Raw genomic sequence first — 24904 nt, 5'->3', positions numbered from 1 at the left:
GGAATTGCAGGCGGGCCCCGCCCCGCCTGTAACCGCCTCAAAGCTCCGTCGCTGAAACCGTCTCGCAGCTGCGAGCCGACGCATGCGTTCGATACGCGCGCGGCGCAAAGTCCGGTTTCCCGACGGCGCGAAGAACACGGGCGAAATCCGCTGCCCTGATCCTCGATAAAAGGGGCCGACCGTGAAGACGGCAATCATATTCGACTGCGAGTTTCTCTGCCTTGAGGGTTCGCAACGCAGATTCTGGTGTGCTGCCCACGATCCCGACCCGGTCATCGCGCAGATCGGCGCCGTCAGGCTTGGGCTCGAAGACGATTTTCCGCTGCTCGGTACACACAAGGCCTATATCAGACCGATCGACCGGTTTGGCCGGGAATATGCGCTCGACCCGTTCTTCACCAAACTGACCGGCATCACCGAGGAAAACATCGAGACCGAAGGGGTCGCGCTGGGAGAAGCCCTTGCCGATATCGATCGTTTTTCCGGGGGCGCGCGATTCTGGTCCTGGGGCAAGGACGAACTGAACATGATCGCCATCAGCTGCTATGTCGCAGGCATTCAGTCTTCCATCCCGGCAACCCGGTTTGACAATGCCGTGAAGCTGCTGATCGCGGCCGGGATGCCGATCGAGGATCTGGCAAGGACGCCGAGCAACAAGCTTGCGGATTATTATGGTGTCGAACACCCGCCGTTACAGGGTCACGACGCGCTCGACGATGCGCTGTCGGTAACCTACGCCTTGCAGCACCTGATGAAGACCGGAAAACTGCGGCCGGACGTCTTCGACCGCCTGTAACATGCAGGCGTCGGTCTATCCGGCGCGCCGGGCGCTCAGATCACCGAATCGGTCCAGCGGACGATCTGCTTGGCGGCATCGCCAAACGCGGCGTCCAGCCCACTGACATAGGCGGAATTGCCACTGCCCGAAACCGGTGCGGTCGCGGTGAAGCTCTTGGACGCACGCACCTCGCCGTTGCGGTCGTTGAGGATGCGCACGAACAGGTCGACTTCGGCGTGCTCGCCACCGTCGACGCGCACCTCGAAGGATCGGATCTCTACGATGATCTGATAATCGATCGCCAGGCCCTCGCCCGGTTTGCCGACACCGGCAAAGCTGCCCGAGCGCTGGAATGTCTCGGCGAGCCGCGCCTGCACGATCAGCGGCAGGCGGTCGGCCCATTGCGCGCCCTTCAGATACTGGATCGAGCGGTCGGAGGGCTTGATGACGATGTTCTGGCTGTCCAGCGCCTTGAGTGCCGAGGGCTGGGCGATCAGGATTTGCTTGCGGCTGTGGCCATGCGCGTCGACCGAAGGCGCCGACAACTCAAACGTGTCGAGCGGCGCGGGTCCGCCACCGGGCAACGCCGCGCAGTTGGCGAGGACCAAGGCAAGCAATGCCAGGCCCGATCTGGACACAATCGACTTCACGCGCGACCCCTGCTGTCCCCGTTATGTATCGACCTCAAAATAACCTGCACCCGCAATGACTGTTTCTGAGGCGAGCAGACGTCGAAGTCAACGCCGTGCCCTGCCATCGAATTGCCGAACCTCGCCGTCGCCACCCGAAAGAATGCGCTGCGGATTGCGGCTGAGATCCGTGACCGCTTCCTCGATGCGCGTGATCGATCGGCGGCTGTCCTGCACCAGCGCCTCGACATTCGACAGGCCCTGGCCCGAGAAGCGCGCCAGATTGTCGGTAATGACGCCCAGCCGCGCATTCAGCGTATCGGCAACCTGCTTGAACGACTTCAGCGTATCCCTGGCGTCGGCCATTACGCCGTCGGCCTGCCCCGATCCAAGCAAGGTGTCGACCCTGGCAAGGATGCCGTCGACGCGCACCGAGGCATCGTTGAGCCGCTGTGCCAGTTGCTTGGCGTCCTTGATCGTCTGGTCGATATCGTCGGCGCGGTTGGCGAACTTGTCGGTCACCACGGCAATGTCGGCGGCGGCCTTGTTGGCGTTTTCGCTGGCCTTCTGGATGTTGGCCAGGGCCGCACGCACCTGCGCCGGATCGACACCGTCCAGCACGCCGTCGACCTTGGCCAGCGTTCCCTGCGTCTGCTTGGCGAAGTCATTGACGGATCCGACCGCCGTGTCGACATTCTTGATCACACCGTCGAGCTGCTGCGATGTCTGTTTGAGGTTCGCGGTCACCGTATCGACATTGGCGACGATGCTCTTGATCTTGTCCCTGTCGACGGCATTGAGCAGGCCTTCCGCCGCCTTCAGCGTGCCGTCGAGCTTGCCGGACACGCCCTTGAGTTCGTCGGACAGCGCGCTGACGCTGGACAGGAACTTGTCGATGCCGTCGGAATTCTTGGCCAGCGCATCGGAGAACGTCTGCACGTTCTGGACAGTCTGCGTCAGCGGCCCGCGAACATCCTTGGTGAAGCCCTCGAGTTCGGTCAACACCTTGTCGGCGCGGGTGAAGATGTTCTGCGCCGTCTGCAGCAGATTGGTCACGGCGGACGGATTGGCGACGATCTCGGCGACCTTGCCTTCCTTTTCGGCCTGATCGAGGAGTTTCACTTCCTTGGGGTCGGCGCCCTTGAGCTCGATGTTGGCCTGCCCGGTGAGGCCGGCAAGGCCGATATCGGCCTGCGTCGACTTGGTGATCGGCGTCAGCCGGTCGATCTCGGTGTCGGCGATGGCGACGGTCGGGTTGTCCACGTCGATATAGACGCGCTTGACGTCACCGACCTTGACGCCGTTGAACAGCACGAAGCTGCCGCGGCCGAGGCCGGAGGCCGAACCTGGAATGCGCACCCGCAACAGCGTCGTCTCGCCCCTGTCACCGATCGCCGCCGTCCAGTAGACGAAGGCGAACGCCGCCAGGATCGCAACCAGCGTGAAAATGCCGACAATGACGTAGTTGGCTCTGGTTTCCATTGCTTCACTTATGGCTATGCACGTGCGGCAAGATCAAGCTGGCGGGCGCGTTTTCCGCGGAAATAGGATTTCACCCACGGTTCTTCGCTCTTCAGCATGTCGTCGATAGTGCCTTCGACCAATACTTTCTTCTTGCCGAGCACCGCCACGTGGTCGCAAGCGGTAAACAGCGTGTCGAGGTCGTGCGTGACCATATAGACGGTCAGGTCCATGGTGTCGCGCAGCTTGACGACGAGTTCGTCGAATTCGGCGGCACTGATCGGATCGAGGCCGGACGTCGGCTCGTCGAGAAAGACGATGTCCGGATCGAGCGCCAAGGCGCGCGCAAGGGCCGCGCGCTTGATCATGCCGCCGGAGAGTTCGGAGGGAAATTTCTGCGCCGCGTCCGGCGGCAGCCCGACCAGCTCGATCTTGAGCAGCGCCAGTTCGTCCATCAGCTTCCTTGGCAGGTCTAGATATTCGCGCATCGGCACCTGCACGTTCTCCTGCACGGTCAATGCCGAAAACAGCGCGCCATGCTGGAACAGCACGCCAAGACGCATGTCGATGCGCAGGCGCTCGATATCGCTTGCCTTGTCGACATCGACGCCAAACAGCTTGATCGTTCCCGACTGCTTGGGCATCAAGCCGAGAATGGTTCGCAAAAGGACGGACTTGCCGGCGCCCGAAGCACCGACGAACCCCAGGATCTCGCCGCGCTTGATGTCGAGCGAAAGCTTGTCGAGGATCAGCTTGTCCTCGATGGCAACGGTGACGTCGCGCACCGACAAGACGATTTCACTGTCGTCCGCTTCCTCGACCTCGATGCCATTGCCCTTCGCCATCTCTCAGAACTCGATCGCTGCGTAGAACATGGCGAAAAGGCCATCGAGGATGATGACGACGAAGATCGACTTCACCACCGACGCGGTCACGTGCTGGCCGAGCGATTCGGCACTGCCGCCGACCTTCATGCCTTCGACCGAGGCGATTGTGCCGATGATCATGGCCATGAACGGCGCCTTGATCAGGCCGGCGAAAATCGTGCTGAGATCGATGGCGACACGCAGCCGGTCGATGAATGCGGCGGGGGGGATATCGGAGTAGAGCCAGGCCGCGACGATGCCGCCGCCGAGTGCCGCGAAATTGGCGATGATCGTCAGGCACGGCAACGCAATCACCAGCGCAACCAGACGCGGAAAGACCAGGACGCCGATCGGGTTGAGACCGATGACCTTCAGCGCGTCGACCTCCTCGCGCATCTTCATCGAGCCGATCTCCGCGGTGATCGCGCTGCCGGAGCGGCCGGCGATCATGATTGCCGTCATCAGCACGCCGAGTTCGCGCAGGATGAGCACGCCGACGAGGTCGACGACGAAGATGTCAGCGCCGAAATAGCTGAGCTGGTAGGCGCCTTGCTGGGCAACGATCGCGCCGACGATCGCCGACATCAGCACCACCACCGGGATGGCGCCGACGCCCATGCGGTCGATCTGGTTGAAGATCGCAGCCGGGTTGACGGCGTGGCCGCGGCCAAGCTTCATCTGCGCGCCGCGGATGGTGGCGCCAAGAATATTCATCGAAGCAAAGAAATCGTCCCGCATCTCGTAGACGCGCCGGCCAACCGCCTCAAGCGCCCGGATGACGATGTTGGGCGGCCGCGCCGGCCCGGATTCGGGCTCGCGCCGAACAGCCTCGCCGACCGCGTCGAGCAGGATGGAAGCGATCTCGCTCTGGCCTTGCAGCCGGACCTCGACGTTCTTCTTCTCGAAGACACTGACCAGGCGGTCGATCAGCCAGGCGCCGGCGGTATCGATCTTCTCGATTTTCGAAAGATCCAGCGCCAAAGTCTTGAAACCGTTTCGTTTCTCGATCTTGCGCATGTCGGCGTCGATTGACGCTACCGTTCGTGTCGTCCAGATTCCGGAGAACGCGCAACCCAGAACGCCACCCTCCTCGCCGACCGCCACACGCGGTTGGTGGTCAGCCTCCGAGGCGGTCGTGCCGCTTGCGTCGCGCTTGCCGATGGTCAACATGGCGTCCTGTTTAGCCTGATGGGTCCGACCTTGTCGATTTGCCGACAACCCTTCTGGCACAGCTGGAGCAGAAAAATATGGCGCGTGTCATTTCGGTCGAGGCGGAGCGCTTTCCGATCGCCGGAACCTTCACCATTTCGCGCGGCTCCAAGACCGAGGCCGAGGTCATCACATGCACGATCAGCCAGGACGGTCATAGCGGTCGCGGCGAATGCGTTCCCTACAAGCGCTATGGTGAAACCATGGACGGCGTGCACGCCGCGATAGAGGCGATGCGCGAGCGGATAGCCGGTGGCATCGACCGGACCGCCCTGCTCGACGCAATGCCGGCGGGAGCCGCCCGCAACGCGGTCGACTGCGCCCTCTGGGACCTTGAGGCCAAGATGGGTGACAGCCCGGTTGCACACGCAATCTGGCCAGCTCCGCCGCGTCCATTGGAAACTGCCTACACGCTATCGCTCGGCGAACCCGAGGCGATGGCGGCACAGGCCCGTGCCAACGTCGGGCGGCCGCTGCTGAAGGTCAAGATCGGCGGCGACAACGACATCGCCCGGATCGAGGCAGTGAGACAGGCGGCACCCGGGAGCCGAATCATCCTTGATGCGAATGAAGGCTGGACCGACGACAACATCGTCGCGAACCTCGCCTTTGCCGCAGAGCAGGGCATTGCGCTCATCGAACAGCCCCTGCCCGCCGGCCGGGATGAAATCCTGCGCCACATCGCGCATCCGGTGCCGATCTGCGCCGATGAAAGCGTGCATGAGGCGAATAATTTGGAAGCGCTTGTCGGCCTCTACGACGCCGTCAACATCAAGCTCGACAAGTCCGGCGGGCTGACGGCGGCGCTCGTGCTGCGTGACCGCGCCCGCGAGCTGGGTTTTGGCATCATGGTCGGCTGCATGGTCGGCACATCGCTTGCCATGGCGCCGGCGGTCCTGCTCGCCCAGAACGCCGATTTCGTTGACCTCGATGGTCCGCTGCTGCTCGCGCGCGACCGTGTGCCGGGTCTCGTCTACCAGGGTTCGCTCGTCTCACCCCCGGACCGGGCGCTGTGGGGCTGAGCGCGCGGCAAGCCCGATAAGCACGAGGCCAATGATCGCGATCGGGATCATCACCAGGAAACCATCGACGCCGAGACGATCATAAAGCGGACCGGACGCAAGCGTGACGGCGGCCATGAAGAAGCCGTTGAAGAAATAGGCGATGCCTTGCGCGGCGCCCGTGCGCTCCTCGGAGACCGTCTCGGCGATCATCTTCTGCAGGCCGATCAGCACCATCGCGACGGACACCGAATGCAGTGACTGCACGGCGAAGAAGCCGGCGACGCCGAGGCCGAACGGCCATACCAGTGGGAAGATGATCCAGCGCACGATCGACCCGATGCCGGCGATCACCATCACCCTGACGACGGATATGGAGGCGAAAATGCGATTGAAAAACAAAAACATGCAGACTTCGGACACCACGCCCCAAGCCCACAGCAGGCCGACGACGGAATCGCTTATGCCGATCGATTTCCAGTAGATGGAAACGAAGCCGTAAAGGAAGGCGTGGCTGGCGGTGATGATGCCGACGCCAAAGGTGAAAAAGAGGAAATAGGCATTGAACAGGCTCGGCGCCGCGTGCTGGATTTCCGCGGCCGACAGCGGCGAGGCCTTGCGCGGCCGCCCCATGCGCGGCGCCAGCAGCCCTGCGACGAGTGCCGCGCCAAGGGCAAGGAAAATGATCACCGGAACGGCTTGCGGACCGGTGGCCGCCAGGATGAAGCCGCCCGCGACATTGGCGCAGAGATAGCAGATCGAGCCCCATTTGCGCATGCTTGCGTAGTTCGAACCGAAGCGGCGCACGCCCGAAAGCGCCAGCGAATCGGCGATCGGCGAATGCGGCGTCCAGACAATGGTCAGGGCAAGCGACACCGCCAGCACCATGGCGTAGGTCGGTGTCAGGAAATAACCCGCCGAGAGCAGCAGGGAGGCTGCCACCAGCGCGACATAAACATCGGCGCGGTCCCGCGCCCGGTCGGCGAGCGTCGTCAGCAGCGGCGTCGTCACCACGCGCAGGAACATGGGCGCCGCCAGGATGACGGCGATCTGCTCGGCGTGAAAGCCCTTGGCCTGCAGCCAGAGCGGGAAATAGGGCAGATGGGTACCGAGCGATATGAACAGCGTGCCGAAAATGAGGCTCATGCGCAGTTCGAAATGGCGCGGCTTGACGAGCTGTTCTGGCGAAAGCGGCGGCAGGGACATGAATCGATCCAATTACGCCGCACTTGGCCGGCCGGCCAGCAACGCAGATCGATCCCTTAACATGGCGGAAAACCCGGGGAAACCGGCTGGACTAATCGATTGGCCCGAAAATCGGCGAGAATTCGGCTCAGGCCGCCTGCCCCACCCGATCCTCGATGAGCATGGGGATGAAGGGCTCGTCCGGCGCTTCCGGCAGGATTTGCGCCCAGGTCAGGATTTCCATCCGGCCGTCGAAGTGCTCGACCACGGCCGTGCAGCTTTCCACCCAGTCGCCGGTGTTGATGTAGCGCACATCGTCGAAATTCTCGATCGCGGCATGATGGATATGGCCGCAGATGACGCCGTCGACATGCGAGCGGCGGGCTTCCTCGGTCAGCACGGTCTGGAACGAGCCGATGAAATTGACCGCTTTCTTGACCTTGACCTTGGCCCAGGATGAGAACGACCAGTAAGGCAGGCCGAGCAATTGGCGCAAGCGCGTCACCACGCGGTTGACGATCATCGCCGCGTCATAGGCATGATCGCCGAGATAGGCGAGCCAGCGCTGATTGTGAACGACAGTGTCGAACTGATCGCCATGGATGACAAGAAGGCGCTTGCCGTCGGCTGTTTCATGGATCGCGCGGTCGGCGACGACGATGCCGCCGAAATGCACGCCCTGGAATTGGCGGGCGAACTCGTCGTGATTGCCGGCTATATAGGTGATGCTGGCGCCCTTGCGCGCCTTGCGCAGCAATTTCTGCACGACGTCATTGTGGCTTTGCGGCCAGTGCCAGCTCCGCCGCAGCCGCCAGCCATCGACGATATCGCCAACCAGATAGATGATGTCGGCGTCATGGTATCGAAGGAAATCGATCAGGAACTCGGCCTTGGCCGCCTTCGAGCCGAGATGGACGTCGGAAATGAACATGCTGCGGAAAGTGCGGGGCTCTTGGCCTGACATCGCGATTTCACCCTTGCTTTCGAGCAGCCTATGCCTCGATTCATGCAACAACCGTATGACGGTTGCGATTGGTCCAGTCTAAGGACTAGCTTGCCCGCCAAATCACAGGAGAAATCGTCATGGATCTCGGTATCCGCGGAAAGAAGGCAATCGTCTGCGCTTCGAGCAAGGGACTTGGAAAAGGCTGCGCCATGGCGCTGGCCGAGGCCGGTTGCGACATCGTCGTCAATGGGCGCAATGCCGAACTGGTGGCCAAAACCGCCGCCGAACTGCGCGAGCGCCATGGCGTGACGGTGACGGAGGTCGTCGGCGACGTCTCCAAGCCCGAGGTACAGAAGGCACTGCTTGCAGCCTGCCCCGAGCCCGACATTCTCGTCAACAACAATGGCGGCCCGCCGCTGCGCGATTTCCGCGAGCTCGATCGCGCGAAAATCCTCGAAGGCGTCACCCAGAACATGGTGACCCCGATCGAGCTGGTGCAGGCAGTCCTCGACGGCATGGCGAAGCGCGGCTTCGGCCGCATCGTCAACATCACCTCGCTATCGGTCTATGTCCCCATTCCCGGCCTCGACCTCTCGTCGGGCGCGCGCGCTGGTCTCACCTCTTTCCTAGCCGGCGTGGCGCGAACGGTCATCGATCGCAACGTCACCATCAACAGCCTTCTGCCGGGCAAACTCGACACCGACCGGCTGCGCGGCCCGCACGAGGCCGGCACCGTCGAGGATCCCGCCGCCGCCGCCGCGCGCAAGACTCGCATCAGCGCCGACGTGCCAGCCAAGCGGCTCGGCACGCCGGAGGAATTCGGCCAGATCTGCGCCTTCCTCTGCTCGGTTCATGCCGGCTATCTGACCGGGCAGAACATACCGGTCGACGGCGGTCTCTATGTCAGCGCCTTCTGATCGAAAGGTCGACGACGTGGCCGGATTCATCTGGCATGAAACAGTCGTAAGAATCTGACATCTAATGATTTTTTACGCGCCGCGGTTTAAAGCCGGCGGCGCGTCAATTAGCGTCGCGAAAAACCTTGGCCGCATGCTAAAAGGGGCCTCGGAGCAGGTTTCGAGGGAGCGGCCGCATGGAAGGCGAGAACAAGAAAACGGCACGTTCGGACCTCGACGAAGCCGCCCTTTACTTCCACAAGCACCCGAGACCGGGAAAGCTCGAAATCCAGGCAACCAAGCCGCTTGGCAATCAGCGCGACCTGGCGCTCGCCTACTCGCCCGGCGTCGCCGCCCCTTGCCTGGAGATCCGCGACAATCCGGCAACCGCCGCCGACTATACGGCGCGCGCCAACCTGGTCGGCGTCGTCTCCAACGGTTCGGCCGTGCTTGGTCTCGGCAATATCGGCCCGCTGGCCTCCAAACCCGTGATGGAAGGCAAGGCGGTCCTGTTCAAGAAATTCGCCGGCATCGACGTCTTCGACATCGAGATCGACGCGCCCGAGATCGAGCGCATGGTGGAGACCATCGCCGCTCTAGAACCCACTTTCGGCGGCATCAACCTCGAGGACATCAAGGCGCCGGAATGTTTTGAGGTCGAGGAGCGGCTGAAAGCCCGCATGAGCATACCGGTGTTCCACGATGACCAGCACGGCACCGCCATCATCGTCGCCGCCGCCGTGCTCAACGGGCTGGAATTCGCCGGCAAGACCATTTCGGACATCAAGGTCGTCACCTCCGGCGCGGGCGCGGCCGCCCTTGCCTGCCTCAATCTCCTGGTCTCGCTCGGAGTACGGATCGAAAACATCTGGGTCACCGACCGTTTCGGCGTCGCCTACAAGGGCCGCACCGACGAGATGGACCGCTGGAAAGACCCTTATGTGAAGGACACCGGGGCGCGCACGCTGGCCGATGTCATCCCGGGCGCCGACGTTTTCCTCGGCCTCTCCGCGGCCGGCGTATTGAAGCCTGAACTGCTGCAGCACATGGCGCCGAAGCCGCTGATCCTGGCGCTGGCCAACCCCAATCCCGAGATCATGCCGGAAGTGGCGCGCGCTGCGCGACCCGATGCCATGATCTGCACGGGCCGGTCCGATTTTCCCAATCAAGTCAACAACGTCCTGTGCTTCCCCTATATCTTCCGCGGCGCGCTCGACTGCGGTGCCAGCGCGATCAATGAAGAGATGAAGATGGCCGCGGTGCGGGCCATTGCCGCCCTTGCCCGCGAAGAGCCTTCGGACGTCGCCGCGCGCGCCTATTCGGGCGAGACACCGATCTTCGGGCCTGATTTCCTGATCCCCTCGCCCTTCGATCCCAGGCTCATCCTGCGCATCGCGCCGGCCGTTGCCAAAGCGGCCTGCGACACCGGTGTGGCGACACGGCCGATCACCGACTTCACCGCCTATATCGACAAGCTCAACCGTTTCGTCTTCCGCTCCGGCCTGGTGATGAAGCCGGTGTTCTCATCCGCCAAGGCATCGAGCGCCAAGCGCGTCATCTATGCCGATGGCGAGGATGAGCGCGTGCTGCGCGCCGCCCAGGTGGTGCTGGAGGAAGGCATTGCCGAGCCGATCCTGATCGGCCGTCCGCACGTCATCGAGGTCAGGCTGAAGCGCTACGGGCTGCGCATCAAGCCGGGCGTCGATTTCGGCCTGATCAACCCGGAAGACGATCCGCGCTACCGCAACTATGTCGACCTCCTGATCGAACTTGCCGGCCGGCGCGGCGTGACGACGGAAGCCGCACGTACCATGGTGCGCACCGACAATACGGTGATCGCGGCGCTCGCCCTGAAGCGCGGCGATGCCGACGCCATGGTCTGCGGCCTCGAAGGACGCTTCGAGCGGCACCTGCGCAACGTGACCCTCATCATTGGCCCTCGCGCCGGCATCAGGGACTATGACCTGTCGACCCTGTCCATGCTGATCTCGCAGCGCGGCATCATCTTCCTCACCGATACGCACGTTTCCGTCGACCCGACGGCCGAGGAAATCGCCGAAATGACCGTGCTGGCGGCCGAGGAAATCCAGCGCTTCGGCATCGAGCCGAAGGCGGCGCTGCTGTCGCACTCCGACTTCGGCTCGCGCGATTCGCCAAGCGCTCTGAAAATGCGCCAGGCGGCGGCGATCCTGGCGCGCATCGCGCCGGAACTTCAATGCGACGGCGAAATGCATGCCGATTCAGCCTTGTCGGAGCATCTGCGCCAGCGCGTCTATCCGCATTCGCGACTGAAGGGCGAAGCCAATCTGCTGGTGTTCCCGAACCTCGATTCGGCCAACATCACGCTGACGGCGCTACGCGCCATGATGGATGCTCTGCATGTCGGGCCGATCCTGCTTGGCACCGATATGCCGGCGCACATCCTGACGCCCTCGGTGACATCGCGCGGCGTCGTCAACATGACGGCGCTAGCCGTGGTTGAGGCCGCGCACAAGGCGCAGGCTATCGCGAATCTGGACTAAGCCGCCTCCAGCGGTTCGGCTTGGCCTGGGGACGGCTTCCTTCATGGCTGGCTCGTCGCAAAGCCGGGGTGTTGCCGGTCGGCAACTTGCGATTGCGGAAAGTCCGTGTTGGCGGAGAGCGGATTTCGCAGGGGAAGCCTACCTGATATGGTTTCGCATCTGGTTTGACGGTGAGGACGTCATGAAGGGTTTGATGCTTGCATCCGCATTGCTGTCCCTGATCAGCGGGCAAGCTCTGGCCGCGGACGCTATCAGTGCCGAGCCCGCAACCGTCCACGACTGGTCCGGCGTCTATGTCGGCGGGCAGATTGGCTACGGTTTCGGAAGGACCGATGCGGCTTACAATTTGCCGAACACACCGACAATCCGTGGTTCTCAGAACTACGATACCGATGGTTTCCTGGGCGGCATCCAACTCGGCTACAACTACCAGATCAATTCCACCGTCCTCGGCGTGGAGGCCGATTTTTCCGGGGCCGACATCAAGGGCCACTCCGACGAGATCAATGTCGGCGGAGGCGATACTTACGACACCAAGGTGGATTGGTTTGGAACGCTTCGCGCCAGGGCGGGCTATGCGTTCGATCGTACCCTGATCTACGGGACCGGTGGCCTGGCTTTTGGCAGTGTCGAAAACCAATATCTCAACGGTCCCTTGAGCGGCTTTTCCGAGAAGAACACCAAGGTCGGCTGGACCATTGGCGCCGGACTGGAGCAGGCGATCACGGACCATTGGTCGGCAAAATTCGAATATCAATATATCGATCTGCGGGACCAGACCATCGATTATGGCGCCAACTCCAACACCACCTTCGACAACACGTTCAATACGGTCAGGATCGGCATGAACTACAAGTTCTGACCGGCCGGAGCGGTCTGCCGCTTACCGTTGTTGCCTGGCCGGCTGAACCCGCCTGCTGTCCCGACTTAATGGCTTTCGGCCAACCAGCGAACCGCATCCGAAATAGACGATTAACCGCGAACGGGGTAGCTTGGCGACCATAGGCAAGCGGGATTTGAGGCGGATGACAAGCGCAAGGTTGAAGCGGGCGCATGCTGCCATGCTGCTTGGCCTGCTGCTGTCCGGCGCCACCATCACCGAGCCACAGGCCGCTTCGCGGGTCTGCCGTCAGTTGGAGGCCGATCTTGCCGCGGCTTCGCGTGGCGGCGGCGGCCCGGCAATGATCCGGAAATACGATGCCGCGATCGACCGCCAGCGCGAACAGATTTCCAAGGCCCGTGGCCAGGCGGACAACGCAGGCTGCGGATTTTCTCTGTTTTCCCGCAACGTCAATCAATGTGCCGGGCTCAACGCCACCATCGACCGCATGAACGCCAATCTCGACAGTCTCCAGGCCAAGCGTGCCCAGCTCGCCGGCGGCGGATCGCGTCGCGACAGTGGCCGCATCCTGGCCGCGCTCGACGCCAATGGTTGCCGCGACGAAACGGTTGCGCCGCGCCACGCTCCGCTGCGGGAAGCTGACCGTGGAGAAGACGGCACCGCGAACCTGTTCGACCAGCTTTTCGGCAACGATGGCCAGCGGGGCGACACGCTTGACCAGCCTGACGATCCCGATGGGGAGCGCACTATCCGCAGGGTCTTGAACCAGCCCGAAGCGCCCGATTTCCCGAGCGCCGGCGGCGAGTTCCGCACGATGTGCGTACGCACCTGCGACGGCTACTTCTTCCCGATGTCGAACGCGGCCTCGGTCAGCGATTTCGAGCGCGACCAGAAGAATTGCGAATCGAGCTGCCCCGGCACCGAGATGCAGGTCTTCTATTCGCGCGGCATGGACGACGATTCCGCCGCGATGACGTCATCGGTCACCGGCAGGCCCTATAGCGAACTGCCGACCGCCTATCTCTACAAGCAGTCCAACATGCCACGCCCACCGGCTTGCGGCTGCAATGCCGCGCAGAACTTCCAGATCATTGGCGGCAACCCGCCAAATCCGCGACAGTCGCAGCCCGAAACGGACGCGGCACCGTTCATTCCGGTCCCTGCCTCCAAGCCAGACCCGGGCGCCGACCCGGAAACCCTGGCCAATATGGAAGGCGGGCTCGACCGCGAAGCCATCAAGCGGCTTTCCGCCAAGCCGGTGACATCGCCGGTGTCCGCCTTGCCGCCGGAACAGCGCAAGGTCAGGGTCGTCGGGCCAACGTTCCTTCCCGACCCATCAGCGGCAATAAATCTGCAAGCTCCGGCCCCGAAGACAGTCCGGTAAGCGCAAGTCTGAGCGGCATGAACAGCCCCTTGCCCTTGCGTCCGGTCGCTTCCCTGATCTTGCCGGTCCAATCCTTCCAGACTGTCCCGTTCCATGGCTCTTCCGGCAGGACATCGAAAGCCTGATGAAGAAAATCGCGGTCGTCGGCGGAAAAATCGGGCCGCTCCTGCGGCCCCTCGCGCAGGATGCGCCACCAGCCCGCCGCATCGGCGAGCCGGTCGAGATTGCCGCGCACCGCCAACCAGAAAGGTTCGGCCTGGTCGCCCGAGATGCCGAGCACCATCAGCCTGTCTCGGGCCTCGTCGAAGGGCATGTGGTGCAGCAGCACGCGGTTCAGCACGAACAGCTCTTCCGGATCGAACTTGGCCGATGATTTCGAGGTGGTGGCCGGGTCGAAATGGCCGGCGAGTTCGGCCAGGTCATGCGCGGCCGCGACATTCTCCGAGGTGCCGACCAGCACGGCCAGCGAAGCGACGGCCATCGGCTCGATGCCGTCCTCGCGCAGGCTTTCAATGGAGAGGGCCCCGGTGCGCTTCGACAGTCCCTCGCCCGAGACGGTGGTCAAAAGATTGTGGTGGCCGAAAACCGGCGGCTCGGCGCCCAGCGCCTTGAACAGGGCAATCTGCACGCCGGTATTGGTGACATGGTCGTCACCACGGATGACGTGGCTGATGCCCATCTCGATATCGTCGACGACCGACGGCAACGTGTAGAGATAGGTGCCGTCCTCACGCACCAGCACTGGATCCGAGAGCGAAGCGAGATCGACCGTTTCCTCGCCGCGCACCAGGTCGTTCCAGTGGATGTCGGTGCGTTCGGGCTGCTGCGGATCGTCTGAGAAATTGGGCAGCAGGAAACGCCAGTGCGGCCGGCGCCCGTCGGCCTGGTATTCGGCCACCTGCTCCCTGGTCAGCGCCAGGGCCTCGCGGCCATAGACCGGCGGCAGGCCGCGCGTGCGGCGCACTTTTCGCCGCAGATCGAGTTCCTCCGGCGTTTCGTAGCAGGCATAGAGAACGCCCGCCGCCTTGAGCCGCTCGACGGCCGCGTCGTAGGTCTCGAAGCGCCGCGACTGATATTCGGTGGCGTCCGGGAAAATGCCCAGCCAATGCAGGTCGTAAAGGATGGCGTCGGCGAATTCCTGCTTCGAGCGGGCGATGTCGGTGTCGTCGAAGCGCTGGATGAAGCGGCCCTTGTTGTTCAGGGCAAACAGCCAGTTGAAGAGAGCGGTGCGCGCATTGCCGATATGGATGCGGCCGGTCGGTGACGGAGCGAAACGAACGGTAACTGTCATGGATGGGGCGTACCGGATGCCTTTGTGATTGACAAGATGCGCCCCCGCGCTGTGCCGCAGACATAGAACATGGCGCGCGCAATGAAAAGACCGGGCGGCGCTTGCCACGTTCGAGCGCGGCGGGCGAAGCCGACGCGGTCGAGATAATGATGCCGCTGGGCCTTGCCGCCTTAGGTCGGCTCTTGGTGGGCCGAGACATCCGAACCGCTCGCCGAGGCTGATCAGCGGCCGAAATCATCGGAACTGAGGCGGGTCCAGCGGTCGCCCATCAAGCCACCGATGAAGATGTCGCCGGAGCGGACCGCTTCCGTGACCTCGGCGATCCGCGAGCGGACCATAGTCCCCCCGGCATAGCGGAGGAAGACGTTCTTGTAGCCGAAGAGCTGAGGCAGGAACCTGCCTTGCGTCTGCCCGGCGATGCCCACGCAACCCATATTCCGCGCGTCGGCGATCAGGCCATCCAGCGTCGCGCCCCAGTGAGACCCGGAGGCCTGGATTTGCAGCAGGCTCGCGATGCCGCCGGCTTGACCGTAGAAGGCGTAGCAGCCGAGTATCTTACCTGTTTCGTCGTATGTCCCGCCGAAATGAAGGGGACCGTCGGCCCGCTTCTCGGCCGCCAGAGCGAGCAGCCGTGGCAGCTCGCCATCCAGCCAACGCGGCCGAAGCGAGTAATCGGACATCAGGGTCGGCAAGCGCTCTGCAAATTGCGCGGCATCCATCGCTTCGCGATGGACCCGGTGCGACGCGGAATGCTGGGCGGGCGGCTCGAACCTTTTTCTCGTAAGGGTGTCGAATGCTCTGGCGCAAGGATCAAGTGCGAAGCGAGGCAAGCCCGGCCATTTGCCGCGCGCCATGGCGGCGGCCATCGCGGCCGGCCGGAAAATGCAGGTCCATCCCAGACAATGCACCGGCAGCAGCTGATATTTCATCGGGCGCGCGAAGGCCAGGGATACCCGGTTGGCCGAATCGGTCAGGTGCAGATCGAACGCGCCTTGATGCACGGCGCGCAGCAACTGCGGTCCGGCCGAGCCGTGATCGGTGCCGGGGTCGGCCATGAGCGGCCCGATGATCGCCGCATTCAATGCCGCTCCGTTGAACTCGTAGTGGGCTTTCAGGACCCCGAGGAAGCCACCCAGGCGGCCCTGCGGGTTGATCTGGACAAGAGCGTTGCTGTCACCAGTCTGGCCGGCAGGCCCAAGATAGATCTTTCTCATATACTCGGCCGTCTCCGCGATCGCGCGATCGAGGAGGTGACGTCGCCGCCGAAATTTCGTCAGGAAGAGTGCGGCGACACGCTCGAGATCTCCGGCTGCGAGCGGCCGAACCGAGCCGTGCTGCGTCTCCAGCACCGACGGCGCAGCCACGTTTTTCACACCGATACTCGCGGAAACAGGATGCATCGTGAGGCCTACGGAGGTCGCCTGCCGAAGGGCGAGACCTACATTGATCAATCGAATCCCAGGAGATGCGAACAAGCCCCTCTGGGTTGCTTGAGCAAAGCTATAGCAATCAATGGTTGAGACAAGGTATCTCGATCGACATCACAAACAAATGCTCAAACTCAGGATCCGCAAGACGATCTGGATATCGCTTCGCGTCACGGATTGGCTCGGCCGGCACGGGCTGGGTGACGGGGAGCCCCCGCCGAGTTCTGCCCCGCCCTGCGGTTGCGTGCACCGCTACTCCCGACCGGCCCACAGCGCCTGATAGAGCTGGCCTCCGAACGAAGCCGAAGGCCACCCAGGTCAGATGGCAAGTCCCTTGGTCAGCTCGAGCGCCTGGCGCTCGAACAGGCGTCGGTAGATGCCGCCCTGCAGCCGGATCAGTTCGTCATGCGAGCCTTCCTCGACGATATTGCCGCGATCGAAGACCAGCAGCCTGTCGAGCGCCCGCACCGTCGAAAGCCGGTGCGCGATGACCAGCGTGGTGCGGCCGACCATCAGCCGCTCCATCGCCTGCTGGATCAGCACCTCCGATTCCGAATCGAGGCTCGATGTCGCCTCGTCCAGGATCAGGATGCGCGCATCGGCAAGGAAGGCGCGCGCGATCGCCACGCGCTGCCGCTCGCCGCCCGACAATTTCACGCCGCGCTCGCCGACCAGCGTGCCGTAGCCCTTCGGCAGGTTGGTTATGAAGTCGTGCGCGCTCGCCAGCCTGGCGGCATGTTCGATCTCCGCCTGCGTCGCGCTCGGCCTGCTATAGGCGATGTTTTCGGCGAGCGACCGGTGGAACAGGATCGGCTCCTGCTGGACGATGGCGATCTGCCCGCGCAGCGACGCTTGCGCCACCTGCGAGATATCCTGGCCGTCGATCAGGATCTTGCCCGCATTCACGTCATAGAGCCGCTGGATGAGCTTGACGAACGTCGTCTTGCCCGACCCAGAGTGACCGACGAGCCCGACGCGTTCACCCGGTTCGATATCGACCGAAAAGTCGCGATAGAGCGGTGTCCGGTGATTGCCGTAGTGAAAGGTGACGTTGTCGAAGCTTATGGCCCCTTGCGTGATCTGGATCGCCCCGGCGCCGGGCCGGTCTTCGATGCCGAGCGGTTCGGACTGGAAATCGACCAATTCCTCCATGTCATTGATCGAACGCTGCAAATTCCGGATATGCGTGCCGATATCGCGCAAATAGCCCTGCAGCACGAAGAACGAGGTCAGCACGAAGGCGACGTCGCCGGCGCTCGCCTGCCCCCATGACCACAGCATCAGTGCCAGACCGATCACCGCGGCCCGCATGGCCAGCAGCAGCACTCCTTGGGTGGTGCCGTTGACGGTGCCGCGCACCCAGGTGCGGCGCGTGCGTCCCCGCCATTTGGCGATAACCCTGGCCAGGCGGCGCTCTTCGCGCTCCTCGGCGCCAAAGCCCTTGACCACGGCGTTGCAGCTCACCGCGTCGGCCAGCGAGCCGCCGAGGCGTGTATCCCACGTGTTGGCGAGCCTCGCCGCCGGCGCGACATAGCCAAGCGACAGCATTGCGGTCACCATGATGAACAGCAGCGAGCCGGCGGCAACGACCGCCCCCATCAGCGGCCAGAACCAGCCGAGCAGCAGCGTCGAGCCGACAAGCATGACGACCGACGGCAGCAGCGCGATGAGGATGGTGTCGTTGAGCAGGTCGAGCGCCCACATGCCGCGCGTCACCTTGCGCACGGTCGAGCCGGCGAAGCTGTTGGCGTGCCAGTCGGTGGAAAACCGCTGGACGCGATGGAAGGCGTCGGCGGCGATGTCGGCCATCATCTTGAGCGTCAGTTCGACGATGCCCATGAACGCGAGGTTGCGCAGCACGACGCCGGTCAGCGCCAACGCCATCAGAATCGAGAACGCCGTCATCGCAGCATTCCAGGCAATGGCGTCCGCGCCGGCGCTGCTGGCGACGGCGTCGACCAGCCGGCCGGAATAAAGCGGCGTCAGGACGTCGGCCAGCGTCGACAGCAGGAAACCACCCATGATCAGCGAAAGCCGCCAGGGCTGGCGCCGCCAGTGGGTGAGCGAAAAACCAAGAACGCTGCGAAACGCGCTCGCGCGCAAATCGATCTTAAGACGAGCCATGATGTCATTCGGGCGCGAACGAGCCCGATCCCATAAAGTCGAAAATTGAAGAAGCCGCGCAAAGGGCAGTAATTGCCCGGAAGCGGACTGGCATATTTTGGCGTCACGCCCTTGTCGGGGCGGCGACCGGCATCGGCATAAGCCTGTGCCCGATCCGGCTTCGGCGCGAAGGACAGACCTTCGCGGAGCGCCAGCTGGGACCTAGGCTTCGCGGCCCCGCATTACCATGTGAAATACTGCCATTCGGACCTCCCGCAAATGAATCGCGGAACGGTCTTTATAGAGACGGCCCGATGCATCGCCAAGACCAGCTCCGGACCAAAGTGTATCTGGTCCAAGCACTGAGATTATTTTGCAACAATGGCGGATGGAAGCTTTCGCCGCGTGCCCGTCATTGGGGCGAGCGATCGAGGCGCATGTATCGGCCGTCCGTGGAGGGTTTGAAACCCAGTTTTTCATAGACGCCATGCGCGTCGCTGGTCGACAGGCTCCAGTGCGAGACGGTGCCGAGTTCGGGATGATCGATGAGCCCCCGCACCAGCCGCGAGCCTATGCCCTGCCCCCGATGCCGCGGCCAGACGATGATGTCGGCGAGATAGGCGAACACCGTGCGATCGGTGATCGCCCTGCCGAAGCCGACTTGTTTGCCATCGATGTAAGCAGCGGCGCAGAACGAATTGGCAAAGGCCCGGCGATGAAATTCATCGCTGCGTCCGGCCCCCCAGTAGCTCGTCATCAACAGGTCCGAGGTCGCTCGGAAGTCGATGCGCGCGAGGTCGAAACTGATCTCACAGTCTTGCATGGCCGTGTCCCCGTCTCGCGGCATCGCGTATTTTCGCCCAGTGGGCGAACCGCGGCTTATCCACGATCCCTGAAACGGTTGGTGATGGGATAACGGCGGTCGCGGCCGAAATTCTTCCTGGTGATCTTCACGCCAGGTGCGGCCTGCCGGCGCTTGTATTCGGCGATATAGAGCAGATGCTCGATGCGCGTCACCGTCGCCCGGTCATGGCCGCGCGCCACAATGTCGTCAACGCCCATCTCGTTTTCGACCAGGCATTCGAGAATGTCGTCCAGCACCGGATAGGGCGGCAGCGAATCCTGGTCGGTCTGGTTTTCCCGCAATTCCGCCGACGGCGCCTTGTCGATGATGTTCTTCGGGATGACCTCGCCCGACGGCCCGAGCGCGCCAGGCGGCACATGGCTGTTGCGCCAGCGCGACAGCGCATAGACCTGCATCTTGTAGAGATCCTTGATCGGGTTGAAGCCGCCATTCATGTCGCCATAGAGCGTGGCATAGCCAACCGACATCTCGCTCTTGTTGCCGGTGGTGACCACCATCGAGCCGAATTTGTTGGAGATCGCCATCAGGATGGTGCCGCGCGCGCGGCTCTGCAGGTTCTCCTCGGTGATGCCTTCCTTGGTGCCTTCGAAAAGCTGCGTCAGCGCGTGCATGAAGCCTTCGACGGGCTCGAAGATCGGTACGATATCATAGCGGCAGCCGAGCGCGCGGGCGCAGTCCTCGGCATCCTTCAGCGAATCCTTCGACGTATAGCGGTAAGGCATCATCACCGCGCGCAGCCGCTCCTCGCCGAGCGCATCGACGGCAAGCGCAGCGCAGATCGCCGAATCGATGCCGCCCGACAGGCCCAGCACCACATTCTTGAAGCCATTCTTGTTGACGTAGTCGCGCAGGCCCAGCATGCAGGCGCGATAGTCGGCCTCCTCCCTCTCGGGGATCTTCGACATCGGCCCTTCCGAGCAGACCCAGCCGTCCTCCGTGCGCTTCCACGTGGTGACGTCGACGGCGTCCTCGAACTGGCTCATCTGGAAAGCCAATGTCTTGTCGGCGCCGATGGCGAAGGACGCACCGTCGAAGATCAGTTCGTCCTGGCCGCCGAGCTGGTTGGCATAGATCAACGGCAGGCCGCATTCGATGACCTGCTTGATGACAACCTGATGGCGTACGTCGATCTTGGCGCGATAATAAGGCGAGCCGTTCGGCACCAGCAGGATTTCAGCGCCGCTCTCGGCCAGCGTCTCGCACACCGCGACGTCGCCCCAGATGTCCTCGCAGATCGGGATGCCCAGCCGTACGCCGCGGAAATTGACGGGGCCTTGCAGGTCCGGCCCGGCCTGGAAGACCCGCTTTTCGTCGAACTCGCCATAGTTCGGCAGATCGAGTTTGTAGCGTTCGGCCAGGATCTTGCCGCCATCGGCGACAATGATCGAATTGTGCGTACCGCTCTTGCGTTTCAGCGGTGTGCCGATGATGACGCCGGGGCCGCCATCCAATGTATCGGCGGCGAACTCTTGCGCCGCCTTTTCGCAGGCCTTGAGGAAGGCCGGCTTCAGCACCAGATCCTCCGGCGGATAACCGGCGAGGAAAAGCTCGGTATAGAGCACGAGATCGGCGCCCTGGCGCGCGGCATCCGCCCTTGCCTCGCGGGCTTTGGCGAGGTTGCCGGCGACATCGCCGACTGTCGGGTTGAGCTGGGCGATCGCGATGCGCAGTATGTCGGGCTTCTTGGTCATGCTGCTGACTTAGCGCGGCGGAATTGCCCGAGCAATGGCGTTCGTTTGGACCACCCCGGACCGCGCCGATCCGAACGACCTGAGGCCATTCGCGCCCAGACCGGCGATCAGTCGTCGCCCATGTATTCACGCAACGACTGCGGCGAATGGTTGTCGCCGATCGACATCGCCAGGATGCGCGAAATGTGCCGGCGCGGCAGGCCTGTGTCCGCCACCCATTGATTGATCTGGGCCTGGATCTTGTCGAGGTCCCTCTTCGAAGTCGGGCTTTCGGCGATATCGAGACCTGCGTCGCGAAGGGCCGCCGCCATGTCGGCCGAAATGACGAAGGCGTCCCAGCCCAGCCAGCGCAGGAAATACTGGCCGGTATTGCCGCCGAGCCGGCTGCCGTGCTTGCCGAGATAGGCCAACAGCCCGACCTGATCATCCGCTGGCCAGTCGGCGAGGAAATGGCCGAAGAAGCCGCCATGTTCCTTGGACACGCGTTCGACGAAGGCTGCGTTGTCGCGCACGGATTTGATCTTCTGCGGATTGCGCACGATTCGCTGGTCGGAAGCCAGATCGTGCCAGAAATCGTCAGGCTGGAACAAAAGCCGCTTCGGCTCGAAACGCAGAAACGCCTCCTCGAAACCCGGCCATTTCTGTTCGATGACGCGCCAGACAAAACCGGCGGCAAAGATCCGCTCGGCCATGATCGACAGGATGCGATCGTCCGGGATGTCGGCAACGGCGGCATTGTCGGGCACCGGCCCCAGCAACGACGAAAGCTCCGCCTCGCCACCCTTGCGTTTTGCCGCGCGCAGACGAATTTTCTTGAAATCTGCCATGGGTCCCTCCCTGTTGGCCTGAATGTAACACTTCCCGCGAGGGCCGGCAGCCTCTACGTCTATCTCCACTGACGACGGAGACTGCCATGTACAAGACGATCGACGACCTGGCGAACCGCTGGCTCAAGCGGCGCCCGGATGGCCTCAGCCTATTGGAAAGCCGGGTGCTGCAATCGACGCTCGAACGCACCACGATCTCCAGGGACACCAACAAGGCGGTCGCTTTCCACCAGACCTTTGGCGACCGACTAGCCGACACGATCGCCCGCATCGGTGGTTCCTGGTCCTTCATCCTCGCCTTTCTCGCTTTCCTGATTCTCTGGACCGGCGGCAATGTCTGGCTGTTGACGCGCGATGCCTTCGACCCCTACCCGTTCATCTTCCTCAACCTGGTGTTGTCGATGGTCGCCGCCTTGCAGGCGCCGGTGATCATGATGGCGCAGAACCGCCAGACCGAACGTGACCGCATCGATGCCGCCCACGACTACGAGGTCAATCTGAAGGCCGAAATCGAGATCATGGCGCTCCACGAAAAACTCGATGAACTGCGCCACAGCCAGATCATCGGCATGCGCGACGAGATCGTGCGGCTGGCGGAAGTGGTCAAACGGATCGACGAGAGGCTGGCGCAGCAGCAGTCGGCCTCATGACCGACGCGATCCATCATTTCATCGAACAGTACGGGCTGCTCGCCGTCTTCGTCGGCTGTGTCGCCGAGGGGGAAAGTGCCGCCATCCTCGGCGGCTTCTTCGCCCATCAGCATGTTTTCGTGCTGTGGCATGCCTTTGTAGCGGCCGCCCTTGGCGCTTTCCTCGGCGATACGTGCTTCTTCATCCTCGGCAGAAGTTTCGCCGATCATCGTTATGTCGTCAGATTGCGCAGGCGGCCCGGCTTCCGCCGCGCCTATCGCCTGCTCAACACCCATCCCAATATCTTCGTGCTGTCGAACCGCTATGTCTACGGCATGCGCCTGGTCGGCGGCATCGCCGCGGGTCTTTCGACCATAGCGATGCCGCGCTTCATCATCCTCAATGCCATCTCATCGGTGATCTGGGCGATGCTGTTCAGTTCAATAGGCTACGTTTTCGGCTTGGGCGCCGAGCATTTCGTCGGTCAGGCGTTGCTTCGCCACGAAAGGCTGCTGATCGGGCTTTGCATTGGCCTGACGGTGGCGATCCTTGCCTGGCTCATCGCACGACACATCGCCAAGCGGGAGCGCGCCAAGGACTTTTGACCCGTCAGGCTATACCGAGCGCCCGATCACCTCGATCGAGGATCAAGGGGATGATCAGGTCTTCCTCATCGGCAAGATGCTGGGTCAGCATGGCGATCAGCCTGCTGTTTTCGTCGGCATAGGCATCCGCCGCGAAGCGCTGTTTGTCCTCGCTCTCCTGAAGCGTCTTGATGAAGGCATTGGCCGCCTCGACATTGCGCTCCAATCCTTCATGGATGGTCTGGTGATCTGTATCGAGAATCTCAAAACCGCGCTTCAGCCGCGCCTCCACCTTGGCGAAGACCGGAAAATAATGATGATCCTCGACATTGTGGTGACCGTCGAGATTGCCGAGAAAATGGTTGAGGCGCGGCGCGAACCAGCGCGCGAAATCAGGCGCCGTCAGCCTGCCCTCGCGATAATCGCCAATACCGTTGGTCAGCATGCCGCCGAGTTCGCGGAACATGTCGTGCCGCTGCAGCCACATGTTGGCGATGCCGTGGATGTTGGCGTGGCCCTGCCAGTTTTCACGCGGGTATTTGTCGACCAGCCAGCGCAAATCGTCCGGCAGGGCTTTGCGTTCGAGAAGCAGAAGATTCGCGGCTTCGGACATGACGGTTTCCTTTAGTTACCGTCATATAAGAATGGCAACGCTAGATCGGTAGTCCGGTGATCCGCTCGATGAGCGCGATGCCCCAGACGCCGGCGACGATGAACACCGAGATCAGCACAGCCAGCGAACCGCAATCCTTGGCCAGCTGGATGTCGACGTTGAACTCGCGGCTGAACGCATCGCAGGCGGCCTCGATCCCGGTGTTCAGCACCTCGACCATGATCAGGAGCAGCACCGCCCCGATCAGCAAGGCGTAGCCACGCCACGAGACGGAAACGAACCACCCGGCCGGCAAGGCGAGCAGCAACAGCAGCAATTCCTGCTGGAAAGCCTTCTCGCTGGCGGCCAGCTTGCGAAACGCCCGCACCGAATTGAAAAAAGCGTCGATCAGCCGCTGCATGCCCAAACCTCTTTCCGAATTACCGGCACGAGATAAAGCAACGGCCCGATCAAGGGAATAAGGCGTCTCGTCCAAAATTCATTCGGCGACCGCTATCGAAGGCGTCGACTTTTCAAACTGCGGCAGTCCGTCGTCGATCGAATAATAGTCGCCCTTGTCCCCAACGAAGATATGACAGTCGCCCTTGAGGCCTGTCGGCTTGTCGAACGATCCCGCCATGACCGAAATGTAGCCCTGATCCCTCGGCTTCCAGAAAAGCACCGACCCGCATGTCTTGCAGAAGCCGCGCCTGGCGAAAGCGGATGCTTCATACCAGGTGATGCTTTCGGCGCCTTCGATCACGATGTCTGCGTCGGCAACATTGGTCGCGGCATAGAAATGCCCGCTCTGCTTCCTGCATTGCGAGCAATGGCAGTAGACGACACCACGCAATGCTCCGTGCGTCCGGAAGCGGACCGCTCCGCACAGGCATGATCCCCGGTTACTGTCGCTCATTTTGGCCCCCCTTGAAGAAACCTCGTCCAGCATCATTGCCAGGATTCCAGCTTTGCGGGGATTGCGCGCAAGCAAATACGACATCGATTGGCGTGGCGAATCCGAAACTCAGTTTCATTTCCAGCAGCGCGCCGCACGGATTTCGAATTCAACGCGCCAAATTGGGTCTTGTCTCGCGACAGTGATGCGAAAGTTTATGCTTCTGCAGCCACAGGTAGAGAAAACTTGTGGGAATCGTGCAAATTAAGGAAACTTTAGCGC

General features: G+C 62.6%; 23 protein-coding genes. 8 read left to right on the top strand and 15 right to left on the bottom strand.

Translation table 11 applies throughout. The features are described 5' to 3' along the window. The first annotated feature begins 181 nt into the window (after positions 1-181). Entirely contained in the window at positions 182-796 is a 615-nt protein-coding gene (locus EB815_RS21445; protein WP_056576684.1) for a 3'-5' exonuclease, read from the top strand. Positions 797-831: 35 nt separating this feature from the next. Here the strand turns inward: EB815_RS21445 and EB815_RS21440 are convergent, their stop codons facing one another. From EB815_RS21440 to EB815_RS21425, 4 genes are all read right to left on the bottom strand, one after another. Beyond that, complete coding sequence (locus EB815_RS21440; RefSeq protein ID WP_056576680.1) at positions 832-1428, bottom strand: ABC-type transport auxiliary lipoprotein family protein; 597 nt, start codon at positions 1426-1428, stop codon at positions 832-834. An 87-nt stretch (positions 1429-1515) separates the two neighbouring features. Beyond that, a complete protein-coding gene (locus EB815_RS21435; protein WP_056576676.1) occupies positions 1516-2889 on the bottom strand; it encodes an MCE family protein in 1374 nt (457 codons plus the stop codon). A 14-nt stretch (positions 2890-2903) separates the two neighbouring features. Continuing rightward, positions 2904-3713 (bottom strand): ABC transporter ATP-binding protein, encoded by an 810-nt coding sequence (locus tag EB815_RS21430; RefSeq protein ID WP_056576674.1) that lies wholly within the window; start codon positions 3711-3713, stop codon positions 2904-2906. 3 nt (positions 3714-3716) lie between these two features. Further along, complete coding sequence (locus EB815_RS21425; protein WP_056576672.1) at positions 3717-4904, bottom strand: ABC transporter permease; 1188 nt, start codon at positions 4902-4904, stop codon at positions 3717-3719. Positions 4905-4981: 77 nt separating this feature from the next. Here EB815_RS21425 and dgcA point away from each other — a divergent pair, with 77 nt between their 5' ends. After that, complete coding sequence (dgcA, locus tag EB815_RS21420; protein WP_056576669.1) at positions 4982-5965, top strand: N-acetyl-D-Glu racemase DgcA; 984 nt, start codon at positions 4982-4984, stop codon at positions 5963-5965. Here the strand turns inward: dgcA and EB815_RS21415 are convergent. After that, entirely contained in the window at positions 5936-7150 is a 1215-nt protein-coding gene (locus EB815_RS21415) for an MFS transporter (RefSeq protein ID WP_056576666.1), read from the bottom strand. The genes dgcA and EB815_RS21415 overlap by 30 nt on opposite strands. 127 nt (positions 7151-7277) lie before the next feature. Beyond that, a complete protein-coding gene (locus EB815_RS21410; protein ID WP_056577406.1) occupies positions 7278-8060 on the bottom strand; it encodes a UDP-2,3-diacylglucosamine diphosphatase in 783 nt (260 codons plus the stop codon). A 152-nt stretch (positions 8061-8212) separates the two neighbouring features. On the opposite strand from EB815_RS21410, the gene EB815_RS21405 reads away from it, so the two are divergent. The 4 genes from EB815_RS21405 (at position 8213) to EB815_RS21390 (ending at position 13718) form a co-directional block, all read left to right on the top strand. Beyond that, positions 8213-8992, top strand: a complete 780-nt coding sequence (locus EB815_RS21405) for an SDR family oxidoreductase (protein WP_056576663.1) — start codon at positions 8213-8215, stop codon at positions 8990-8992. A 176-nt stretch (positions 8993-9168) separates the two neighbouring features. Continuing rightward, complete coding sequence (locus EB815_RS21400; RefSeq protein WP_056576660.1) at positions 9169-11493, top strand: NADP-dependent malic enzyme; 2325 nt, start codon at positions 9169-9171, stop codon at positions 11491-11493. Between the two features lie 193 nt (positions 11494-11686). Then, positions 11687-12355: an outer membrane protein gene (locus EB815_RS21395; RefSeq protein ID WP_245303323.1), complete on the top strand. Its 669-nt coding sequence runs from the start codon at positions 11687-11689 to the stop codon at positions 12353-12355. Between the two features lie 163 nt (positions 12356-12518). Then, complete coding sequence (locus EB815_RS21390; protein ID WP_056576655.1) at positions 12519-13718, top strand: DUF2865 domain-containing protein; 1200 nt, start codon at positions 12519-12521, stop codon at positions 13716-13718. On the opposite strand, the gene gltX is transcribed toward EB815_RS21390, so the two are convergent. From gltX to EB815_RS21360, 6 genes are all read right to left on the bottom strand, one after another. Next, positions 13636-15009 (bottom strand): glutamate--tRNA ligase, encoded by a 1374-nt coding sequence (gltX, locus tag EB815_RS21385; RefSeq protein ID WP_056576652.1) that lies wholly within the window; start codon positions 15007-15009, stop codon positions 13636-13638. The genes EB815_RS21390 and gltX overlap by 83 nt on opposite strands. Before the next feature lie 221 nt (positions 15010-15230). After that, positions 15231-16409 (bottom strand): hypothetical protein, encoded by a 1179-nt coding sequence (locus EB815_RS21380; RefSeq protein WP_056576649.1) that lies wholly within the window; start codon positions 16407-16409, stop codon positions 15231-15233. 345 nt (positions 16410-16754) lie between these two features. Then, positions 16755-18560 (bottom strand): ABC transporter ATP-binding protein, encoded by a 1806-nt coding sequence (locus EB815_RS21375; protein WP_056576645.1) that lies wholly within the window; start codon positions 18558-18560, stop codon positions 16755-16757. A gap of 391 nt (positions 18561-18951) precedes the next feature. Continuing rightward, positions 18952-19362, bottom strand: a complete 411-nt coding sequence (locus EB815_RS21370; RefSeq protein WP_056576642.1) for a GNAT family N-acetyltransferase — start codon at positions 19360-19362, stop codon at positions 18952-18954. Positions 19363-19418: 56 nt separating this feature from the next. Next, the gene (locus tag EB815_RS21365) at positions 19419-21095 is read right to left on the bottom strand and encodes an NAD+ synthase (RefSeq protein ID WP_056576640.1); all 1677 of its coding nucleotides are present in this window, start codon (positions 21093-21095) and stop codon (positions 19419-19421) included. A gap of 107 nt (positions 21096-21202) precedes the next feature. After that, positions 21203-21922, bottom strand: a complete 720-nt coding sequence (locus EB815_RS21360) for a DNA-3-methyladenine glycosylase I (RefSeq protein ID WP_056576637.1) — start codon at positions 21920-21922, stop codon at positions 21203-21205. A gap of 86 nt (positions 21923-22008) precedes the next feature. Here EB815_RS21360 and EB815_RS21355 point away from each other — a divergent pair, with 86 nt between their 5' ends. Together EB815_RS21355 and EB815_RS21350 are read left to right on the top strand one after the other, a co-directional pair. After that, positions 22009-22572, top strand: coding sequence for a DUF1003 domain-containing protein (locus EB815_RS21355; RefSeq protein ID WP_056576634.1), 564 nt, complete (start codon positions 22009-22011; stop codon positions 22570-22572). Then, positions 22569-23156, top strand: a complete 588-nt coding sequence (locus EB815_RS21350) for a DedA family protein (RefSeq protein WP_056576631.1) — start codon at positions 22569-22571, stop codon at positions 23154-23156. The genes EB815_RS21355 and EB815_RS21350 overlap by 4 nt, the downstream gene beginning before the upstream one ends. Before the next feature lie 4 nt (positions 23157-23160). On the opposite strand, the gene EB815_RS21345 is transcribed toward EB815_RS21350, so the two are convergent. The 3 genes from EB815_RS21345 to EB815_RS21335 form a co-directional block, all read right to left on the bottom strand. Then, positions 23161-23748 carry a hemerythrin domain-containing protein gene (locus EB815_RS21345; RefSeq protein WP_056576627.1) on the bottom strand — a complete coding sequence of 196 codons (588 nt, stop codon included), beginning with the start codon at positions 23746-23748 and terminating at the stop codon, positions 23161-23163. A gap of 40 nt (positions 23749-23788) precedes the next feature. Further along, a complete protein-coding gene (locus EB815_RS21340) occupies positions 23789-24148 on the bottom strand; it encodes a diacylglycerol kinase (protein ID WP_056576624.1) in 360 nt (119 codons plus the stop codon). A gap of 78 nt (positions 24149-24226) precedes the next feature. Then, entirely contained in the window at positions 24227-24643 is a 417-nt protein-coding gene (locus tag EB815_RS21335; protein WP_056577403.1) for a GFA family protein, read from the bottom strand. Between the last annotated feature and the right edge of the window lie 261 nt (positions 24644-24904).

The sequence above is a fragment of the Mesorhizobium loti genome, assembly GCF_013170705.1.
In the GTDB taxonomy this organism is placed as follows: domain Bacteria; phylum Pseudomonadota; class Alphaproteobacteria; order Rhizobiales; family Rhizobiaceae; genus Mesorhizobium; species Mesorhizobium loti_D.
Note: the sequence above shows the minus strand (reverse complement) of the source record. Positions and strands in the feature narration are given on the sequence as shown.

Coding starts and splice junctions, on each gene's coding strand:
- EB815_RS21425 (WP_056576672.1), bottom strand. CDS start 4,904: ATGTTGACCATCGGCAAGCGCGACGCAAGCGGCACGACCGCCTCGGAG.
- gltX (WP_056576652.1), bottom strand. CDS start 15,009: ATGACAGTTACCGTTCGTTTCGCTCCGTCACCGACCGGCCGCATCCAT.
- EB815_RS21345 (WP_056576627.1), bottom strand. CDS start 23,748: ATGTCCGAAGCCGCGAATCTTCTGCTTCTCGAACGCAAAGCCCTGCCG.
- EB815_RS21350 (WP_056576631.1), top strand. CDS start 22,569: ATGACCGACGCGATCCATCATTTCATCGAACAGTACGGGCTGCTCGCC.
- EB815_RS21380 (WP_056576649.1), bottom strand. CDS start 16,409: ATGCATCCTGTTTCCGCGAGTATCGGTGTGAAAAACGTGGCTGCGCCG.
- EB815_RS21360 (WP_056576637.1), bottom strand. CDS start 21,922: ATGGCAGATTTCAAGAAAATTCGTCTGCGCGCGGCAAAACGCAAGGGT.
- EB815_RS21395 (WP_245303323.1), top strand. CDS start 11,687: ATGCTTGCATCCGCATTGCTGTCCCTGATCAGCGGGCAAGCTCTGGCC.
- EB815_RS21375 (WP_056576645.1), bottom strand. CDS start 18,560: ATGGCTCGTCTTAAGATCGATTTGCGCGCGAGCGCGTTTCGCAGCGTT.
- EB815_RS21390 (WP_056576655.1), top strand. CDS start 12,519: ATGACAAGCGCAAGGTTGAAGCGGGCGCATGCTGCCATGCTGCTTGGC.
- EB815_RS21410 (WP_056577406.1), bottom strand. CDS start 8,060: ATGTTCATTTCCGACGTCCATCTCGGCTCGAAGGCGGCCAAGGCCGAG.
- EB815_RS21400 (WP_056576660.1), top strand. CDS start 9,169: ATGGAAGGCGAGAACAAGAAAACGGCACGTTCGGACCTCGACGAAGCC.
- EB815_RS21430 (WP_056576674.1), bottom strand. CDS start 3,713: ATGGCGAAGGGCAATGGCATCGAGGTCGAGGAAGCGGACGACAGTGAA.
- EB815_RS21435 (WP_056576676.1), bottom strand. CDS start 2,889: ATGGAAACCAGAGCCAACTACGTCATTGTCGGCATTTTCACGCTGGTT.
- EB815_RS21340 (WP_056576624.1), bottom strand. CDS start 24,148: ATGCAGCGGCTGATCGACGCTTTTTTCAATTCGGTGCGGGCGTTTCGC.
- EB815_RS21415 (WP_056576666.1), bottom strand. CDS start 7,150: ATGTCCCTGCCGCCGCTTTCGCCAGAACAGCTCGTCAAGCCGCGCCAT.
- EB815_RS21370 (WP_056576642.1), bottom strand. CDS start 19,362: ATGCAAGACTGTGAGATCAGTTTCGACCTCGCGCGCATCGACTTCCGA.
- EB815_RS21405 (WP_056576663.1), top strand. CDS start 8,213: ATGGATCTCGGTATCCGCGGAAAGAAGGCAATCGTCTGCGCTTCGAGC.
- EB815_RS21355 (WP_056576634.1), top strand. CDS start 22,009: ATGTACAAGACGATCGACGACCTGGCGAACCGCTGGCTCAAGCGGCGC.
- EB815_RS21335 (WP_056577403.1), bottom strand. CDS start 24,643: ATGAGCGACAGTAACCGGGGATCATGCCTGTGCGGAGCGGTCCGCTTC.
- EB815_RS21365 (WP_056576640.1), bottom strand. CDS start 21,095: ATGACCAAGAAGCCCGACATACTGCGCATCGCGATCGCCCAGCTCAAC.
- dgcA (WP_056576669.1), top strand. CDS start 4,982: ATGGCGCGTGTCATTTCGGTCGAGGCGGAGCGCTTTCCGATCGCCGGA.